General features: G+C 71.0%; 16 protein-coding genes. 4 read left to right on the top strand and 12 right to left on the bottom strand.

The window, feature by feature from the left end; genetic code table 11:
* Positions 1-218: 218 nt before the first annotated feature.
* The 4 genes from IE209_RS30905 to IE209_RS30920 all read right to left on the bottom strand — a co-directional run bounded on the left by IE209_RS30905 (position 219) and on the right by IE209_RS30920 (position 3862).
* Positions 219-647, bottom strand: coding sequence for a VOC family protein (locus tag IE209_RS30905; protein ID WP_189690700.1), 429 nt, complete (start codon positions 645-647; stop codon positions 219-221).
* Between the two features lie 84 nt (positions 648-731).
* Positions 732-2234: a tripartite tricarboxylate transporter permease gene (locus tag IE209_RS30910; RefSeq protein ID WP_189690701.1), complete on the bottom strand. Its 1503-nt coding sequence runs from the start codon at positions 2232-2234 to the stop codon at positions 732-734.
* A 1-nt stretch (position 2235) separates the two neighbouring features.
* Positions 2236-2751 carry a tripartite tricarboxylate transporter TctB family protein gene (locus IE209_RS30915; RefSeq protein WP_189690702.1) on the bottom strand — a complete coding sequence of 172 codons (516 nt, stop codon included), beginning with the start codon at positions 2749-2751 and terminating at the stop codon, positions 2236-2238.
* Between the two features lie 151 nt (positions 2752-2902).
* On the bottom strand, positions 2903-3862 hold the full coding sequence (locus IE209_RS30920) for a tripartite tricarboxylate transporter substrate binding protein (RefSeq protein WP_145549328.1): 960 nt from the start codon (positions 3860-3862) through the stop codon (positions 2903-2905).
* Between the two features lie 130 nt (positions 3863-3992).
* Between IE209_RS30920 and IE209_RS30925 the strand changes: the two genes are divergently transcribed.
* Together IE209_RS30925 and IE209_RS30930 are read left to right on the top strand one after the other, a co-directional pair.
* On the top strand, positions 3993-4658 hold the full coding sequence (locus IE209_RS30925) for a response regulator transcription factor (RefSeq protein ID WP_189690703.1): 666 nt from the start codon (positions 3993-3995) through the stop codon (positions 4656-4658).
* Entirely contained in the window at positions 4658-6064 is a 1407-nt protein-coding gene (locus tag IE209_RS30930; protein WP_189690704.1) for a sensor histidine kinase, read from the top strand. The genes IE209_RS30925 and IE209_RS30930 overlap by 1 nt, the downstream gene beginning before the upstream one ends.
* Before the next feature lie 12 nt (positions 6065-6076).
* Here the strand turns inward: IE209_RS30930 and IE209_RS30935 are convergent, their stop codons facing one another.
* The gene (locus tag IE209_RS30935; RefSeq protein WP_189690705.1) at positions 6077-6448 is read right to left on the bottom strand and encodes a PilZ domain-containing protein; all 372 of its coding nucleotides are present in this window, start codon (positions 6446-6448) and stop codon (positions 6077-6079) included.
* A 152-nt stretch (positions 6449-6600) separates the two neighbouring features.
* Between IE209_RS30935 and otnI the strand changes: the two genes are divergently transcribed.
* Both otnI and IE209_RS30945 read left to right on the top strand, forming a co-directional pair.
* Positions 6601-7467 (top strand): 2-oxo-tetronate isomerase, encoded by an 867-nt coding sequence (gene otnI / locus IE209_RS30940; RefSeq protein ID WP_189690706.1) that lies wholly within the window; start codon positions 6601-6603, stop codon positions 7465-7467.
* A gap of 24 nt (positions 7468-7491) precedes the next feature.
* Complete coding sequence (locus tag IE209_RS30945; protein ID WP_189690707.1) at positions 7492-8754, top strand: glycosyltransferase; 1263 nt, start codon at positions 7492-7494, stop codon at positions 8752-8754.
* Here IE209_RS30945 and priA read toward each other — a convergent pair.
* From priA to tlpB, 7 genes are all read right to left on the bottom strand, one after another.
* A complete protein-coding gene (gene priA, locus IE209_RS30950; protein ID WP_189690708.1) occupies positions 8751-10856 on the bottom strand; it encodes a replication restart helicase PriA in 2106 nt (701 codons plus the stop codon). The genes IE209_RS30945 and priA overlap by 4 nt on opposite strands.
* A gap of 622 nt (positions 10857-11478) precedes the next feature.
* Entirely contained in the window at positions 11479-12564 is a 1086-nt protein-coding gene (hemE, locus tag IE209_RS30955; protein WP_189690709.1) for a uroporphyrinogen decarboxylase, read from the bottom strand.
* A gap of 32 nt (positions 12565-12596) precedes the next feature.
* On the bottom strand, positions 12597-13316 hold the full coding sequence (locus tag IE209_RS30960; protein ID WP_189690710.1) for a hypothetical protein: 720 nt from the start codon (positions 13314-13316) through the stop codon (positions 12597-12599).
* Positions 13317-13318: 2 nt separating this feature from the next.
* Entirely contained in the window at positions 13319-14275 is a 957-nt protein-coding gene (gene thiL, locus IE209_RS30965) for a thiamine-phosphate kinase (RefSeq protein ID WP_189690711.1), read from the bottom strand.
* A 10-nt stretch (positions 14276-14285) separates the two neighbouring features.
* Positions 14286-15413 carry a YbdK family carboxylate-amine ligase gene (locus IE209_RS30970; protein WP_189690712.1) on the bottom strand — a complete coding sequence of 376 codons (1128 nt, stop codon included), beginning with the start codon at positions 15411-15413 and terminating at the stop codon, positions 14286-14288.
* The gene (locus tag IE209_RS30975; RefSeq protein WP_189690713.1) at positions 15410-16663 is read right to left on the bottom strand and encodes a cation:proton antiporter; all 1254 of its coding nucleotides are present in this window, start codon (positions 16661-16663) and stop codon (positions 15410-15412) included. The genes IE209_RS30970 and IE209_RS30975 overlap by 4 nt, the downstream gene beginning before the upstream one ends.
* The gene (gene tlpB, locus IE209_RS30980) at positions 16632-18671 is read right to left on the bottom strand and encodes a transporter-like protein TlpB (RefSeq protein ID WP_189690714.1); all 2040 of its coding nucleotides are present in this window, start codon (positions 18669-18671) and stop codon (positions 16632-16634) included. The genes IE209_RS30975 and tlpB overlap by 32 nt, the downstream gene beginning before the upstream one ends.
* Positions 18672-18680: the final 9 nt, after the last annotated feature.

The following is an 18680-nucleotide window of genomic DNA, read 5'->3' on the forward strand; positions in this document are numbered from 1 at the left end:
GCGCAAGGCGCCGTGCGGGCTGTCTGCCCGCACAAGCCTTGCAACGCCGAGTGGGCGAGCCCTGGGGCCGCACCCTTCGGGCCGGGGCGCCCTGCGGCCATGGGCTGCGTTGCGCCACTTGTCCGGGCTGCAGCACGGCCTGCGTGTCGCGCCTTGCCCATGGCCGCAGGGCACCCCGGCGTGGGCCTATTCATTTCGGAAACACCCTCTGAGCCCGCTCAGAACGTGACGACGACCGAGGGCACGTTGCGCTGTGCCGCGCCGTGGAACACGGCCTCGATGTTGTTGCCGTCCGGATCGAGCACGAAGGCGCCGTAGTAGCCCGGGTGGTAGGGCCGCTCGCCGGGGCCGCCGTTGTCGCGGCCGCCGTGGGCCAGCGCGGCCTTGTGGAAGGCGTCCACGGTGGCGCGGTCCTTGGCCTGGAAGGCCAGGTGGTGGCGGCCCGTCAGCTGCCCTTGGGCGGCCGTGCTGCTGGCGGTCGAGACGAAGAGTTCGTCGGCCCAGAAGTAGTCGTCGCCCGTGCCGCCCAGCGGGATCTCCAGCGTCGCGAACACGGCCGTGTAGAAGCGCCGGCTGGCCTCGAGGTCGCGCACCACCAGCTGGATGTGGTCGATCAGCCGGCCGCGGTGCAGTTGATTGGTCTCCATCGTGTGCTCCTTGGAAAAAAAGAAAGCCGGCAGGGTACGCCGCAGAAGGCGTCCCGGCCGGCTTTCCCCGCTGGCGCAGGGGATTCAGGCCGCCTTGCGCCGCCCCATCCACTGGACCACGCGCGGCAGCACCAGCACGGCCAGCACCACGACCAGCAGGGCGAGCGACATCGGCCGTTGCAGGAACACCATGGCGCTGCCTTCGCCGATCGAGACCGCGTTGCGCAGCTGCGCCTCGGCCAGCGGGCCCAGGATCATGCCGACGACCACGGGCGCGGTCGGGAAGGCGTAGCGCCGCATCAGCACGCCCAAGAGGCCGATGCCGAACAGCAGGAACAGGTCGAACGCACTCTGGCGCATGCCGTAGGCGCCCACGGTCGAGAAGATCAGGATGCCCGCGTACAGCTGCGGCTTGGGGATCTTGAGCAGCTTGACCCACAGACCGACCATCGGCAGGTTCAGCACCAGCAGCATGACATTGCCGATGTACAGCGAGGCGATCAGCGCCCAGACCAGTGCGGCCGAAGTCGTGAACAGCTGCGGACCGGGCTGGATGCCGTAGTTCTGGAACGCGCCGAGCAGGATGGCCGTGGTGTTGCTGGTCGGGATGCCCAGCGTCAGCAGCGGGATCAGCGCGGCCGTCACGGTGGCGTTGTTGGCGGCCTCGGGGCCGGCCACGCCTTCGATCGCGCCCTTGGTGCCGAACTCGGCCTGGGCCGCGGGGTCCTTGGCGAGCTTCTTTTCGGTGGCGTACGACAGGAAGGTCGGGATCTCGGTGCCGCCGGCCGGGATGCAGCCGAACGGCGTGCCGATCACCGTGCCGCGCAGCCAGGCCGGGACCGAGCGCTTCCAGTCGCGCGCGGTCATGTGCACGCGGCTGAGCTTGTTCTGCGACTCGACCACGCGGCCCTCGTACAGCACGGCGTACAGCACCTCGGCCACGGCGAACAGGCCCACCGCCACGAGCACGATCTCGATGCCGTCCAGCAGCTCGGGGATGTTGCCCACGTAGCGGCCCTGGCCCGAGATCTGGTCCAGGCCCACGCAGCCGATGGCCAGGCCGATGAACAGCGCCGTCATGCCGCGCAGCGTGCTCTGGCCCAGCACCGCACTGACGGTGGTGAAGGCCAGCAGCATGAGCATGAAGTACTCGGGCGGGCCGAGCTTGACGGCGAACTCGGCCACGCTGGGCGCGAACAGCGTCACGACCACGGTGGCGATGGTGCCGGCCACGAAGGAGCCGATCGCCGCCGTGGCCAGCGCCGCGCCGGCGCGACCGCTCTTGGCCATCTTGTTGCCTTCCATGGCCGTGACCATGGAGGCGGTCTCCCCCGGCGTGTTGAGCAGGATGGAGGTGGTGGAGCCGCCGTACATCGCCCCGTAGTAGATGCCGGCGAAGAAGATCATCGAGGCCGTGACGTCGACCTTGCCCGTGATGGGCAACAGCATGGCCACGGCCACGGCCGGGCCGATGCCGGGCAGCACGCCGACGGCCGTGCCGAGCGCGCAGCCGACCAGGCACCACAGCAGGTTGCTGACGGTGATGGCCTGGCTGAAGCCTTGCAGGAGGGCGTTGAAGATGTCCATGTCAAAGCCACCCGGTTTGCGTCAGGCCCGGCAGGTTGATCGCCAGGAATTTCGTGAACATCCAATAGACCGGCGCGGAGATCAACAGCCCCGTGACCAGGTCCGTCGCCCAGGTGCGCGCGCTGCCCGCCACGGCCTGGCCGGCCGCACGGCGCAGGCCTTGCACGGCCAGCACATAGCACAGCGTGCAGCCCAGGATGAAGCCCAGGTGCTCGATCAGCGCGGCGTTGAGCAGCAGGCCGGCCGAGACCCAGACCAGGCCGCTCCAGTTGGCCGGCGGCAGATCGGCCTCGTCGCCGCTGTCGCGAAAGCCCCCGCTGCGCGCTTCCCAGAACAGGAAGGCGCCGCACAGCGTCAGTGCGCCGGCGCACAGCATGGGCAGGAAGTTGGGGCCCACGCCGCCGTAGCCGGCGTCCGACGAGATGCCCAGCGCGCCCCAGCCCATGGCCAGGCCGGTCAGCAGCACGCCCAGGGCGACCAGCGTCTGCGGGCCCTTGTTGGAAGAAGAATCTGTCATCCGGTAACTCCAGAGGCATGGCGCCATGTGCTTGGCGCGTCCGAGGCCGGGGCACCCGCGCAACGGGCTTTGCCCGGCCGCTGGGTGCGCCCCCTCGCAGGGGGATCGGCCGGCCACACGCAGTGCAGCCGGCCAGACGGCGGTGGGCTGGTTACACCATCCCGGACTTGGCCATGATGGCGCGCAGCGTGGCGAACTCGTCGTCGACGAACTTGTCGAACTCGGGGCCCGTCAGCACGGCCGGCGTCCAGTCGTTCTTCTTGACGGACTCCTGCCAGGACGGGCTCTTGACCGCGGTCAGCACCATGTCGGTCAGCGCCTTGCGTTGCGGCGCCGTGAGTCCGGGCGCGCCATAGACGCCGCGCCAGTTGCCGATCACCACGTCGATGCCCTGTTCCTTGAGCGTGGGCACGTTGACGCCGGGCAGGCGCTGCTCGGAGGTGACGCCGATCGCGCGCATCTTGCCGTCGGCGATGTAGGGCGCGAACTCGCTCATGCCGCTGCCGCCGATGCTCACGTTGCCGCCCAGGATGGCGGCCGTGGCCTCGCCGCCGCCACGGAAGGCCACGTAGTTGATCTTGGCCGGGTCGACGCCGACCGCGCGCGCGATCATGGCCGCGGCGATGTGCTCCGTGGCGCCGCGCGAGCCGCCGCCCCACTTGACGCTGCCGGGGTCCTTCTTGAGCTGGGCAATCACGTCGGCCATGGTCTTGAACGGCGAGTTGGCCGGCAGTACGAACACGTTGTATTCGCTGATCAGGCGCGCGATCGGCGTGGCCTGCGAGAGGTTCACGGGCGGCTTGCCCGTGATGATGCCGCCCAGCATCACGGCGCCCATGACCATCAGCGCATTCGGGTCGTTCTTGGCGCCGTTGACGAACTGGGCCAGGCCCAGCGCGCCGGCCGCGCCGCCCTTGTTGTCGAAGCTCACGGTGTCGGCGGCCTTGGAGTCCATCAGCGCCTTGCCCAGCGCACGGCCGGTGATGTCCCAGCCGCCGCCCGGGTTCGCCGGGATCAGCATCTTGACGTTGGGCGCGGCCAGCGCGTGCAGGGGCAGGGCGCCCGTGGCGGCCAGAGCGGCCAGGGACTTGAGGAAGTGGTCGCGGCGCATGCTTGCGTCTCCTTGGTGTGCATGAAAGAAGCGGCCCGCCATGGGCTGACGGGAGCCTGACGGCGTGGCTATGATGCGCCGCCCCGCTGTCAGTTGGCTGTCCAGCGACCTGGGGTAAATACCGAGAACCATGAAGCTGCTGCTCGTCGAAGACGACCCCGCGATGCAGGCCACGCTGCAGCGTGCGCTGGCCCGCAAGCAGATCGACGTGCGCGTCTGCGGCGACGGTGCGGCGGCGCTGGCGCAATGGCAGGCGCTCGAGCCCGACGTGGTGGCGCTGGACCTGAGCCTGCCCGGCCGCGACGGCCTGCAGGTGCTGGCCGATGCGCGCGCCGCCGGCCTGCGCACGCCCGTGCTGCTGTTGACCGCACGCGGCACCGTGGGCGACCGCGTGCTGGGCCTGAATGCTGGCGCCGACGACTACCTGCCCAAGCCCTTCGACCTGGACGAACTCGAGGCGCGGCTGCGCGCGCTGCGCCGCCGCCTGGGCGGCATGGACGAGCCGGTGCCCGAGGTCGGCGCGCTGCGGCTGGACCCGGCCAGCGGCGCCGTCTACCTGCGTGGCGAGGTGCTGGAACTCACGCCGCGCGAGGCCGCGCTGCTGCGCGCCTTGATGGCCCGGCCTGGCCACGCCGTGGCCAAGGAGCGGCTGTTCGCGCTGGTGTTTCCGGGCGAGGCCGAGGTGCAGACCGAGGCCATCGAGGTCGTGGCCTACCGGCTGCGCAAGAAGCTGGCCGGCAGCGGCGCAAGCCTGGTCACGCTGCGCGGCCTGGGCTATTTGCTCAAGCCCGATTGATGTCGGCGCGGACTTCGTTGCGCTTTCGGCTGCTGCTGGGCCTGTTGCTGCCGCTCACGCTGTTCATCGTGCTCAACAGCATCAGCGTCTACCGCCAGGCGCTGGCGGCCGCGACCACGGCCTACGACCGCACGCTGCTGGCTTCGGCCAAGACCATCGGCGAGCAGCTCGACGTGCAGGGCGAGGGCGAGCTGGCCGAATTGCGCGCCACGGTGCCGTTCTCGGCGCTGGAGGCCTTCGAGGCCGACAACCAGAGCCGCATGTACTACCGCGTCTCGCGCCGCGACGGCGAGATGGTCTCGGGTTTCGCCGAGCTGCCGTTCTGGCGCGGCACCCTGCCGGCCCGGCCGCCGTATGCGGCGCTGGTCGATTTCTACGACGACCGCTTCCGCGACCTGCCCGTGCGCGTGGCCGTGCTGCTGCAGCCCGTGGCGAGCGAGCGCGGCCGCGGCATGGCCGTGGTGCAGGTGGCCGAGACGCTGGAGCTGCGCGAGGCACTGGCGCGCCGGCTGCTGCTGGACATGCTGTGGCGCCAGCTGCTGCTGCTGGCCGTGGTGGCGGGGGCCACCGTGCTCGTGGTGCAGCGGGCCACGCGGCCCGTGCGCGCGCTGGGCCAGGCCATCCAGGCGCGCGCGGCCGACGACCTCTCGCCCATCCAGGCGCCCGACGCGCCGCGCGAGCTGGCGCCGCTCATCGACGCGATGACGGCCGTGATGGCCCGCTTGCAGCGCCTGCTGGACCACCAGAAGCGCTTCGTGCGCGATGCCGCCCACCAGCTGCGCACGCCGCTGGCAGTGCTCAAGACCCAGGTGCAGTCGGCGCGGCGCGGCGATGCGCCGCCGGAACAGGCCCTGGCCGAGATCGGTGCCACCGTAGAGCGCGCCACCGTGCTGGCCAACCAGATGCTGTCGCTGGCCAAGGTCGAGCAACTGCGCCAGCGGCCCGAGTTCGAGCGCATCGACCTGGCCGAGGCCGTGCGCGAAGTTGCGCTGGATGTCTCGCCGCTGCTGGCCGACAAAGGCCTGGACTTCGCCCTGGAGGTGCAGCCCACGCTGGTGCGCGCGCACCGCTGGATGCTGCAAGAACTCACGCGCAACCTGTTGCACAACGCCATCCGCCTGAGCCCGCCGGGCGCCGCGCTGCTGGTGGAGGTGCGGCCGCAGGCCGGCGCCGCGGTGCTGCGCGTGGCCGATGGCGGGCCGGGCATCTCGGCCGAGTTGCGCCAGCGTCTGTTCACGCCCTTCGCCGCCGGCGACGTGGCCCGCGGTTCGGGGCTGGGGCTGGCGATCTGCCGCGAGATCGTGCAGGCGCTGGACGGCGAGATCGCGCTGGACAACCGTCTCGCCGCGGACGGGCAGATGGTGGGGCTGGACGCCGTGGTGCGTCTGCCGCAAGCCGCGGCCTAAAGGTCGGGGAGGTCAGGCGCGGGCCGTGGCGACGGCGCGCAGCCGGTCGCGGCCCGCGGCGTCCTGCGGCAGGAAGGCCATGCCGATGCGGAAGTCGCCCGGTGCCGTATAGGACGAGTACACGGCCTTGACCTCCAGCTTGAGCCACTCCTCGTCGGGCGTGGGGCGCAGCAGCAACGTGCAGCGCGAGCCCGGCGCGATCGGTCGGTCGGTGGACAGCGAGAGGCCTTCGGCGCTGAGGTCCACCGTCATGCCGCTGCGTTCGTTGCCGCCGGAGATCAGGATGGTGACCGGCCAGCGCAGCGCATTGCGGGGCTGCAGCCGGCGGCTGGGCTGGCCCGCGAAGGGGCCGGACAGGATGGACGGTGGGCGGTGTTCTTGCATTGCGGCGTTTGGGCGGGCCCGTGGCGCCGCCAGGGGGTGGCCGTGTGGGCGGTCCGTCCTGGGGCGCCATTATGCGGCGCAGCGCTGCCGCTGTTAAGCCAAGGCCGGCCGGTGGTACAAGACGCGCGCAACGATTCCATTGGAGACCCCCTATGCCCCGTTTCGCCGCCAACCTCAGCATGATGTACCAAGAGCACGACTTCCTGGACCGCTTTGCGGCGGCGGCGCAGGACGGCTTTCGCGGCGTCGAGTTCCTGTTTCCCTATGCGTTCGCGGCGCACGAGATCGCCGCGCGGCTGCAGGGGGCCGGCCTGTCCCAGGTGCTGTTCAACGCGCCACCGGGGGACTTCGAAGCGGGCGAACGCGGCATCGCCGCATTGCCGGGCCGCGAGGAAGAATTCCGCAGCGGCTTCGCACGTGCGCTGGCCTATGCGGAGGCGCTGCAATGCCCGCGCCTGCACGTGATGGCGGGCCTGGTGGCTCCGGATGCCGACCGCGCGCGCATGCACGACAGCTACTGCGCCAACCTCTCGTGGGCCGCAGCCCAGGCCCACGCGGCTGGCCGCACGGTGCTGATCGAACCCATCAACGGCCGCGACATGCCTGGCTACTTCCTGCAGCGCCAGGACCAGGCGCATGCCATCGTCGAAGCCGTGGGCAGCCCGGGCTTGGCGGTGCAGATGGACCTCTACCACTGCCAGATCGTCGAAGGCGACCTGGAAACCAAGCTGCGCCGCTACCTGCCGACCGGGCGCGTGGGCCACATCCAGATCGCGGGCGTGCCCGCGCGCCACGAGCCCGACACGGGGGAGTTGAACTACCCGCACCTCTTCGGCGTGCTCGATGCCTTGGGCTACGCGGGCTGGGTCGGCTGCGAATACCGTCCCGCCGCAGGAACGCGCGAGGGACTGGGCTGGTTCCGCACCGCCCAACGGCGTAGCACTTCACACAAGGTGTCTTCAAGCATGGCGCACGCCTTGTGCGCGCTGCATGCGGTGCATACATTTCCGGAAATGTAACAACATGAAACCGGAGTGCATGCCATGGCCTTGGAAACCACTGACAAACAGGCAGACGTCGGCTGCCGCAGCCCTGCCTGGATCACCGAGCGCCGCCGCCCGCGCGTTCTGCTGGCCTGGGAACATGGCCGCAACTTCGGGCGGCTGTCGCGGCTGCTCGCGGTCGCGCGCATGGTGGAGCAACAGGGGGGCGAACCGGTCTGGGTGGTGCCGCGCAGCCAGCGCAACGCGCCGGCGCTGGCCGCGCTGTCGCAGCGCCGGGAAGAGGCGCCGGTGCTGGAACAACAAACCTTCGGCCCGGACTTCCGCGCCGACTCCTTCGCCGACGTGCTGCTGGCCAGCGGTTTCGACGATGCAGGCCGGCTGCTCGCGGCCGTCGAGGGCTGGACCCGTCTCATCGATGTGCTGGCACCCGAATGCGTGGTGCTGGACTATGCGCCGGCCGCGCAGTTGACCAGCCAGCTGCTGGGCCTGCCCGCCTTCCAGATCACCAATGGTTTCGATGCGCCACCGCCCGACTGCCCGCCCTACGCAGGCGTGCGTGCCGCGTCGCCGTTGGGCCAGCGCACGGCCGAGCGCGTGGCGCGCTTGTCGGACACGATCGCGCAGGTCGGGCAGCGCTTCGGCGGTCCGCACGCGAGTTCGCTGTCCCTGATCCTGAAGCACCCGCGCCGGGTGTTCGAGTGCATTCCCGAGACCGACCCCTACGGCCCGCGCCACGAGGGCCTGTGGGTGGGCCCCCTGGCCACTCATGCCGAGACCGTCGATGTGCCCTGGCCGGAAAGCTGGCAGCGCCGCCGCGTGTTCGCCCACCTGCGCAGCAGCGCCGGTGCGAGCGCCTTGCTGGACGAGCTTCAGCTCTCGGACGCCGTCACGCTGTGCGTCTGGCGCGATGCGCCGGACGAGGTGCTGGCGCGCTACCGCCACACTTGCGTGCGCGTGCTGCGCCAGCCCTTGCACCTGGGCCGTGTGCTGGCCGATGCCGACGCCGTCATCCACCAGGGCTCGACCGCGCTGGTGAGCCACTGCCTGCTGGCCGGCAAACCGCAGCTGATCCTGCCGGCCGATTTCGAGAAGCTCAAGGTGGCGCAGCGCGTGGCGGCGTGTGGTGCTGCCGCGCTGTGGAACCCGGCCGAATGCAATGCGCGTGAGGCGCTGCGGCGTCTGCTGCATGCGCCTGCCCTGGGCGAGGCGGCGCGCACGATCGCGGCGCGCTACACGCCCGAGTGGTTCGCCGCGAACCGCAACCGCTTCGCGCGCGACCTGATCGGTCGCGCGGTGGTTTAGACCATCAAGGGGTCGACATCGATGGCCCAGCGCAGCACGCCCTCGATGCCGCCATCGCGCCGCGTGCCGTGCAGCACCGCCTGCCAGGCCGCGAGGAACTGCTGCAGCGCGCCGCGCGACGCGCTCTCCACCAGCATCTGCGCGCGCTCCACATTGGCCACGCGCTGCACCGCGGTTGGCACGGCCGGGTACACCAGCACCTGGTCAGCGCCCGGCAAGCCGGTGACCTGGCTGGCCGCCTGCGTCAGGAAGGCCTGGGCCGCCTGCTGCGTGCGCGCATCGGCGCGCACCAGGGCCTGGAAGCTGAAGGGCGGCATGCCCGCCTGCATGCGTTCGGCCAGCTGGCCGTCCGCGAAGGCCGGGTAGTCGTGCCGACGCAGTGCCGCGAACAGCGCGTGCTGCGGATGGGCGGTCTGGATCCACATCTCGCTCGCCGCGCCCTGGCTGGCGTCGCGCCCGGCCCGGCCGGCCGCCTGCATCAGCAGCGCGAACAGGCGCTCGGGCGCGCGGAAGTCGCTGGAGAACAGCGCACCGTCCGGGTTCACGGCCGCCACCAGCGTGATGCGGCGAAAGTCGTGGCCCTTGGCGATCATCTGCGTGCCGACCAGCACATCGACCGCGCCGGCATGGACCTGGGCCAGCTGCTCCTCGAGCGCGCCCTTGTGGCGCGTGCTGTCGGCGTCGATGCGCAGCACCCGCACGCGCCGGTCCTCGCCCTCGGCGCCGGGGCGCTCCATGCCCTCGAACAAATGCGCGAGATGTTCCTCCAGCCGCTCGGTGCCGCGGCCCACGGGCGCCAGGTCCACGTCGCCGCATTCGGGGCAGGCGCGCGGCACGCGCTCGGCATAGCCGCAGTGGTGGCAGCGCAGCGAGCGGTCGATCTTGTGGAACACGCGGTAGGCGCTGCAGTGCGGGCACAGGCTCTTCCAGTCGCAGCTGCCGCAGGCCAGCACGGGCGCGTAGCCGCGCCGGTTCAGCAGCAGCATGGCCTGTTCGCCGCGCGCGATGCGTGCGCCGATGGCGGCCAGTAGCTGCGGCGCGAGCTGGGTGTTGCGCGGCTGCTGGCCCATGTCCACCAGGCGCACGGCCGGCAGCCGGCCGGCGCCGACGCGGCTGGGCATGGCCAGCCGCAGGTATTTGCCGCCTTCGGCCGCCGGCCGGCTGTGGTGCCAGCTTTCCAGCGAAGGCGTGGCCGAGCCCAATAGCACGCGGCAGGGCTGGCCACCGTGTCGGCTCTCCAGCCGGCCACGGTAGACCGCCAGGTCGCGCGCCGAGTAGCGCGCACCTTCCTGCTGCTTGTAACTGGGGTCGTGCTCCTCGTCGACGACGATCAGGCGCAGCCCCGGCATGGAGGCGAACACCGCCATGCGCGTGCCCAGCACGATGCGGGCGCTGCCGGTGTGGGCCGCCAGCCAGCTGGCCAGGCGCTGCGCGGGCGTCATGCCGCTGTGCATGGACACCAGGGCCTGGCGGCCGAAGGCCGGCGCGAAGCGGGCGACGAAGCGCTCCTCCAGCTGCGGCGTGAGGTTGATCTCGGGCACCATGACCAGCGCCTGGGCCTGCGGATCGGCGGCCAGCGCCGCCTGCACGGCGCGCAGGTAGACCTCGGTCTTGCCGCTGCCGGTGCTGCCGTAGAGCAGGAAGGGGCCGTCCTCGGACTGGATGCGCGCGAGCGCCTGGGCCTGTTCCGCGGTCGGCGCCGGCGGGGGTACGTCGGCCTGCAGCGCTGTCTCGGTCTCGCGGCTCTTGCGTCGCAGCCGGCGGTGCCATTGCGCCGCGTCCAGTTCGCGCAGCTGTGGCGGCAGCGCGGCCAGCGCCACCTCGCCCAGCGCGCGCTGGTAGTAGCCGGCGGCAAAGCCGACCAACTGGCGCCAGACGGCGTTCAGGGGCGGGATCCCTTCCAGCACGGTGGTCACGGGTTTGAGCTGGGCGCCGTCCGGCGGGGCCGGAGCCTCCCAGACCACGCCCAGGGTTTCGCGCCGGCCCAGCGGCACACGCACCAGGCTGCCCGGCGCCAGCGCCTGCTCACAGCTGTAGCTGAGCGGTCCCGCCAGCGCGCTGTGCGCCGGCAGTTGCACGACCACGGAAACGGTGAACGGCATGCTAGGTGCGCACCAGGAGCGTGGACGGCAGAAATCCGGCCCCGCGTGCGGCCTGCAAGGGGGCGCATGCGAGGCGCCGGACGAAGCGCAGGCTGGCCGCCTGCGCGAGGACGGCAACGACGCATGCGCCCCCTTGCAGGCCGCACCCTTCGGGCCGGGGCGATTGGCAGCGCCATCCTTCGTTGCCGGCTCGTTGTGTGGCAGGCCACACGGCCTCACCGGCGCCTCGGCTGGCACCGCCACTCGCCCCGGCGCGGGGCCGGATTTCTGCCGCCCACGCTCCTAGCCCAGCTTGTTGATGTGAACTCAAGGTTATGCCCTTAAGTTGTTGATTCGGAAGTTGTTTGACGCTCATCCACGGAGCCTGTGGATAACTTTGTTGATAGCGGCCCCACAGCTTTCGCAAGTCCTTGCCACGCAAGGGACGCCAGTCCACTGCCCACAAATCGGGCAACTACACAAATCCTTTGAAATCAATGGCTTGCAATTCAACCGCTGGGCGCGACCCGGGGTACTTGCCCAGGCAAGCTTTCCTGTGCCGCCTCCCCTTTTTTGTGCATAAGTGGGCTGGGCGCCAACTCTTTCGCAGCCCGCCCCGTGTATGCAGGGGGCGCGGGATGTGTCAACGGCGCAGCGCGCGCGAGTGGCTGTGGACCGTCTCCACCAGGGCCGATACATGCTCGGGCGGGGTGTGCTGGCTGATGCCGTGGCCCAGATTGAAGATCTGCGTCGGCCCATGTCCCTCGCCCCGGTGCGGCGCGCCGAAGCTGTCCAGCACGCGGCGCGCTTCGGCGGCCACCGCTTCGGGCGGCGCGAACAGCACGTTGGGATCGAGGTTGCCCTGCAGCGCCTTGCGGTCGCCGACGCGCGCGCGCGCCTGGCCCAGGTTGACGGTCCAGTCCAGGCCCAACACCTCGCAATCGAGTTCGGCCATCTGGTCCAGCCAGATGCCGCCGCCCTTGGTGAAGACGATGCGCGGGATGGTCTGGCCGTCGTGCGTGGCCTTGAGCCGGCGCAGCACCTGCTGCGTGTAGGCCAGGCTGAACTGCTGGAAGGCGCCGTCGGCCAGCACGCCGCCCCAGCTGTCGAACAGCATCACGGCCTGGGCGCCGGCCTCGATCTGGGCGTTCAGGTAGGCGGCCACGGCATCGGCGTTGACCTGCAGCATGCGGTGCATGAGGTCGGGCCGGCCGTACAGCATGCTCTTGACGAGGCGGTAGTCGTCCGAGCCCTGGCCTTCCACCATGTAGCAGGCCAGCGTCCAGGGGCTGCCCGAGAAGCCGATCAGCGGCACGCGGCCGTCCAGTGCGCGGCGGATGGACGTGACGGCGTCGAACACGTAGCGCAGCTTGTCCATGTCCGGCACGGCGAGCCGGGCCACCGCGGCCTCATCGCGCACCGGTGTCGCGAAGCGCGGGCCTTCGCCCAGCGCGAACGACAGACCCAGGCCCATGGCGTCCGGCACGGTCAGGATGTCGCTGAACAGGATGGCGGCGTCCAGCGGATAACGCTCCAGCGGCTGCAGCGTGACTTCGGTCGCGTAGTCGGGGTTGGTCGCCAGCCCCATGAAGCTGCCGGCCTTGGCGCGCGTGGCGCGGTACTCGGGCAGGTAGCGGCCGGCCTGGCGCATGAGCCAGATCGGCGTGTGTTCGGTGGCCTGGCGCAGGCAGGCGCGCAGGAACGTATCGTTCTGGAGCGGGGCAAACATGGGGCGGGATTGTCGCCCACAGGGTTGCCGCGCTATCTCACCGGCAGGAACTGGAAGAACTGGCCACCCAAGAGGCTTTGCACGTAGCCGATGGCGGCGCGCCGCAGCTTCTCGGTCAGGTAGGCCGCCAGCAGGTCGAGCCGGCCGATGATCTTGCCGAATTCGCGCTCGAAGCTCAGGTTGCGCTCGGTGGCGTTGATCTCATCGGCCAGCAGCAGGGGCTGGCCGGCGCTGTTGCGGCGCTGGGCCAGCAGCCAGGCGGCGGCCTCGACGTTGCGCGCCGCGTTGTGCAGCAGCTGCGGCTCCAGGCTGTCGAGCAGGTTGAAGCTGGTCTTGCCGCCATGGGCCGTGATCAGCATGTCGGCCGTGGCATAGACGAAGGCGTTGACGCGGTCGCCCACGAACTCGGGCTGCAGCGCCAGCGCCATGGCGGCGATGTCGCGCCGGCCCTGCAGCGAGGCCGGGGGCTGGGCCATGCGGATGGCTGCCGCCAGCTGGTCGAGCGCGGCCTCGCGGCTGGCCTGGCCGGCGCGGCGCCATTCGGCCGGGTTGCGCCGGTACAGCTTGTCGGCCAGCAGCATGAGGCTGGCGAGGTTGTCGCGCATGGCCAGCGTGGCCATGCGGTTGGTGTCCGACTGCACGGCCTCGCCGGCCGAGGCCGGTTCGCCGCGCGCGCTGCCGCGCGTCTGTGGCGCGCTGGTGCAGGCCGCGGCACCCAGCGGCAGGGCCAGCAGCAGCAGGCGGCGTTGCATGGTCAGCCGAAGTGGTCGAAGGAGCCGAAGCGCTGGTCCAGCGGCTGGCCCTGGGCATCGACGACCTGCACGCCGGGCGCGGCCGTGGTGCTGCCGATGCGCGTGACCTGCACTTGGGCCTGGGCGACCGCGCCCTTGACCCGGCCGCGCGCCGATGGCGGGGCCGTGAACACGAGTTCGTAGTCGTCGCCGCCGGCCAGCGCGAACTCCAGCCGCTGGGCCGGCGAGAGCGGCGCGTCGGCGCAGCCCATCAGGCCCAGCGCGGCCGGCGCCTCGATGCGCGCGCCCAGGCTTGAGGCCTTGAGCACATGGCCGAGGTCGCCGAGCAGGCCGTCGCTGACGTCCACGGCCGCCGTGGCCACGCCGCGCAGGGCCTGGCCCAGCGCCACGCGCGGCGTGGGCTGCTCCATGCGCGCCCGCGCCTGCGTGAACACCTCCTGGGGCATGGCCAGGTGGCCCCGGAACACCTCGAGCGCCAGCCGCGCATCGCCGACCGTGCCGCTCACGTAGATGTCGTCCCCGGCCTGCGCGCCCGAACGCAGCAGGGCCAGGCCACGCGGCACCTCGCCGAACACCGTGATGCAGATGTTGAGCGGGCCGCGCGTGGTGTCGCCGCCCACGAGTTCGCAGCCGTGCGCATCGGCCAGCGCGAGCAGACCTTGCGAGAACGGCTCCAGCCAGGCCGCGTCGGCTGCGGGCAGGGCCAGTGCCAGCGTGAAGGCCAGCGGCTTGGCACCGCAGGCCGCCAGGTCCGACAGGTTCACGGCCAGCGCCTTGTGGCCCAGCGCGCGCGGGTCCACGGTGGACAGGAAATGCCGGCCCTCGACCAGCATGTCGCTGGAGACGGCCAGCTGCATGCCAGGGGCGGGCTGCAGCAGCGCGCAGTCGTCGCCCACGCCCAGCGCGGCGCGCTGCACGGGGCGCTTGAAGAAGCGCTCGATGAGGTCGAACTCGCCCATGTCGGTCTTTTCAGTCTTTTCGGAAGCGCTCGGCGGCTTGCCGCACGACTTCGGCCAGCAGCCGCTCCTCGCCCTGGCGTTCACGCAGCCAGCGCGCATCGTTGCGGCTGGCCTGCACGTCGGCGCGCAGCAGCGCCAGGCCGTTCTCGGCACCGAGTTCGCGCGCGTGCGGCGCAATGCGGTCCATGGTGGCCAGGATGTGCTCGCGCAGTGCCATGTGCTCGCCCGTGGCCGGGTCCACATAGACCGCGTCGAGACCGAAGCGGCAGGCCTGGAAACGGTTGTAGGTGTAGACCAGGTAGTCGTCGTCCGTCGGCACGAAGGGCTTGTCGTGCATGCACCAGGCGGCCAGGCTCTGCACGTAGGCAGCCAGCGCGGCGGCGCGCTGCACCGTGAGCGGCGTGTCGAACACGCGGATCTCGATCGTGCCGTACTCGGGCTTGGGCCGGATGTCCCAGTAGAAGTCCTTCATGCTCTTGACCACGCCCGTGCGCGTCATCTTGCTGAAGTAGTCCTCGAAGGCATCCCAGCTCAGCGCAAAGGGTGCGCGGCCCGACAGCGGAAACGCGAACACCGAGTTCAGCCGCGCCGAGTCGAACGCCGTGTCCTGCCCCTGCACATAGGGCGAGGAGGCCGACAGCGCGATGCAGTGCGGGATGTAGCGCGACATCTGGTGCAGCGTGACGAGCGCGGTGTCGGCGTCGGGGCAGCCGATGTGCACGTGCTGGCCGAAGATTGTGAACTGCTTGGACAGGTAGCCGTACAGCGCCGACAGCTCGCGAAAACGCGGCTTGTCGTAGATGCGCTGCTGGTGCCACTGCTGGAAGGCGTGCGTGCCGCCGCCCAGGATCGCGATGTTGAGCTTGTCGGCGCAGGCCACCAGCGCATCGCGCAGCTGCGTGAGCTCGTCCAGCGCCTGGCCCGCGCTGGCGCACACGCCGGTGGAGATCTCGATCATGCTGGAGGTCATCTCCGGCACCACCGAGCCGGGCAGCTTGCGGCCTGCCATCAGACGCAGCATGTCCTCGGCATAGGGCGCGAGGTCGTAGTTGTGCGTGTTGACGAGCTGCAGTTCCAGCTCCACGCCCAGCGACAAGGCGGCAGACTTGCCGAAGGGTTCCAGGCCGACGGCGCTCATTCCAATGCTCCCCGGCCGCTGTCGCCGGCCTCGCGTGCGTGGTCGCGGCCGCTCTCGCCGGCGCGCCGCAGCGCCACAGTGGCGATCACGGCGCCGACCACTTCCATCATGAGAATGCAGGGCAGGGCCACACCGGTGATGGTCGCGCCATGCGTCTTGGAGGCCAGCGCGAACTGCGAGGCCAGCAGCAATGCCACGGAGGACATGGGCGACATCGCGCAGCCCGCCCACAACGCCTGCGACAGCCGCAGACCGCTGCCCGGGCTGGCCAGCACCGTGCCCAGCACCTTGGCCAGCAGCCGCACGGCCACCACGCCCAGCACCAGGGCCGCGCCGGCCGCGCTCCAGACCGTGCCGGCCGCCACCGTGGAGACCAGCACGAACATCAGCATGGTCAGCATCGAGGCCGCCGTGCCGAGCTGGCGCGGCCAGATCCAGGGCCGCGGGTTGACCTGCTTGAGCAACAGGCCCGCCAGCAGCGCCGACAGCGCGGCCGAGCCGCCCACCAGCGTGGCCAGCGCGGTGCTGGCCGCGATCAGCGCGAGCAGCAGCATGGAGGTGTTCTCGCTGGTCGGGCTCATCACGCGCAGCGCCGCGCGCATGGCCAGGCCCAGCAGTGCGGCCACGGCCAGCGACAGGCCCAGCAGCTTGAACAGCGGGGCGATGGTGGCCAGCACGCCGGTGTTCTCGCCGGCTTCGATCAGGCCGGCCAGCGCGCTGCCGATGGTCAGCGCGTACAGCGTGGACAGCGTGGACAGCGCGATGGCGCGCTCGGTCACGGGCCCGGCCGCATGCGTGTCCATGACCACGCGCGTGAGCACGGCGGGTGAGGCCACCACGGCCACGATGGCCAGGGCCTGCGCGGCGATGGGCGCGATGTCGAACTGGCGCAGCAGCCAGTACACGGCGACGAAGCTCAGCACCGATTCGAGCAGGGACTGCACCAGCACCATGGGGTTGTGCTGGAACCAGCGCAGCGAGATGCGCGCGCCGGCCTCGAAGAGCACCACGGCGATCGCGATCTGCAGCAGGAACAGCGCGTTGCCCGTCAGCGGCCAGGCCGCGTCGGCAAAACCGAAGAAGCCGGCGATGGCCCCGACCACCGAGTAGCCCGCCACCTTGGGCAGGCCGCTGTGGCGCTGCACCAGGTAGCCGGCCGCGGCCGCGCAGGCCAGCACCAGGGACCAGGCCAGCGTGGGCAGGCTGGCGCTGGCTCCGTCAGCGTTCCAGAAGGTCAGCAGATCCTGCATCGGATGGGGGTCTCCTTGAAGTGTCGTGGTCGGGGATGTCCGTGGCAGCGGGCCGCAGCACGGGCAGGAAGAATTGCAGCGGCCGGTGGCGCAGCCGCGCGCGGATGGCGGCGTAGATGCGCGCGCGGTCCACACCGCTGACGTTGTGCGCGCGCGCCGCCACGCGGAACGCGAGGTAGAAGCTCACGGCCACGTTGAGCATGCCGATCACCGGGATCGCGGCCACGCACCACCAGAAGGCCTCCATGCGCAACACGGCCGGCCCCAGCGTGGCCGCTGCCGCGGCCAGCTGGCCCGACGACAGCGTGACATGGCGCACGTCCAGCGCGAGGCCGAAGAAGCCCAGGAAGGCCGGCACCAGGCCCAGCATGAAGCCCAGTGTGACGTTGGACGCCAGGCCCGAGATGTTCTCGCGCATGAAGCCGGCCCAGCGTGCCGCGCGGCCCGCGCCGAGCAAGCGCGTGATGCGCGGGTTGTAGCGCAGCGCCGAATCCAGCCGGTGCAGCACGAACCAGTTCTCGGCCCAGCCGCCGACCAGGCTGGCGGCGAACAGCAGCACGCCCGTGAAGGCCGCGAACAGCGCGGTGGGGCCGCGCAGGTCCAGCGCATGCAGCACGTACTGCGCACCCTGGGCGTCGATCATGGGGTGGCCCAGCGTGTGCAGCATCAGCAGGCTGATGCCGACCACGGCCGGCACCACCACCAGCACGTTGCCGAGCACGGCCGCCACCTGCGATCGGGTGAGGTGGGTGATCTCGTCGACGAAACGGGTCACCGCGTCGCCCGTCAGGTCCTTGAGCTTGGCCGCCATGGCCGGCGCCGTCATGGCCGGCTGCTTGGTGGCCAGCGTGCAATGCAGCAGCTGGATCAGCACGAAGCTCACGGCATAGGACAGGCCGGCCCAGAAGCCGCCCCAGAACGCCGACAGTCCGAGGGCCATGATGCTGAACTTGAGCAGCACCGTGAAGCCCGTCAGGAAGCCGCCACCGGCGGCCTTGCGCAGCATCGTGAAGTAGGCCGGCACGTCGCGCGTGATGTAGTGCTCGCCGGTCTCGGCGCTGCGTTCGGCCACCTTGGCCGCCAGCAGGGAGGAATTGGCCGCGACCAGGGCGCGCAGGCTCTTCTTGTCCTGCTCGGCTTGCGCCAGGCGTGCGATCAGGCGCGCACCGCTGGCCAGCGGCTTGCCGCCCAGCAGCATGTCCAGCAGTTCGCGCACGCGCACGATGCGCTCGCGCAGCTGGCGCAACCGGAACACCACGCCGACCGAGATGCCGTTCTCCTCCAGGTGCGCGTAGACGTCGTTCACGGCCTGGCGGCACGCCTCCAGCCGCTCGCGCAGTTGCAGGGCAGCCGCGTCCACGGCCTCCTGCGAAGCGGTCTGGCGCACGGCCCGCGCCAGCTGGTCCACGTCGCTGACGAGGAAGTGGAACGCGCGGTCGGCGCGCGTCTTCTCGCCCATGCGCAGGCGCAGTTCGGGCGCGAAGCCGTTGGCCTGGATCTGGCCGGCGCAGTAGGTGATGGCGTCCAGCACGATGCTCTGCCAGGGCGGCGTGCGCGGGTCGTCGGGGTCGGAGAGCTGCGCCGCCAGGCGCTGCAGCAGCGGCTCGTCGAGTGCGGCCAGCCAAGCGCCATCGATGCGGCGCGGAAACGCCAGCGAGAACAGCGCCGAGGCGTCCACGGTCTCGGGCGTGCCGGGCAGCAGCTTGCGCCGCAGCCGCTCGTTGAACTCGCTGGCGAAGGCCGTGCGCGGCGCGAAGCCGTGGTCGCCCAGCAGCACCGAGAAGTCCACCGTCAGCACCATGGTGCGCCACCAGGCGCGCAGGCGCGGCAGCAGCTCGGGGCGGGCCTCCAGCGCTTCGACGAGGAATTGCACGCGGCTGACGGCGGCCGGCACGGACTTGCCGTCGCCGCGCACCCAGTCCAGGACGCGGATCAGCCAGATGTGGCGGTGCGCGAGCGGCGCCGACGGGTCCAGCGCATCGAGGATGCGGTTGATGTCTTGCGGCATGGCAGGGGG

It is taken from the genome of Pseudorhodoferax aquiterrae, assembly GCF_014652235.1.
Lineage (GTDB): Bacteria > Pseudomonadota > Gammaproteobacteria > Burkholderiales > Burkholderiaceae_C > Pseudorhodoferax > Pseudorhodoferax aquiterrae.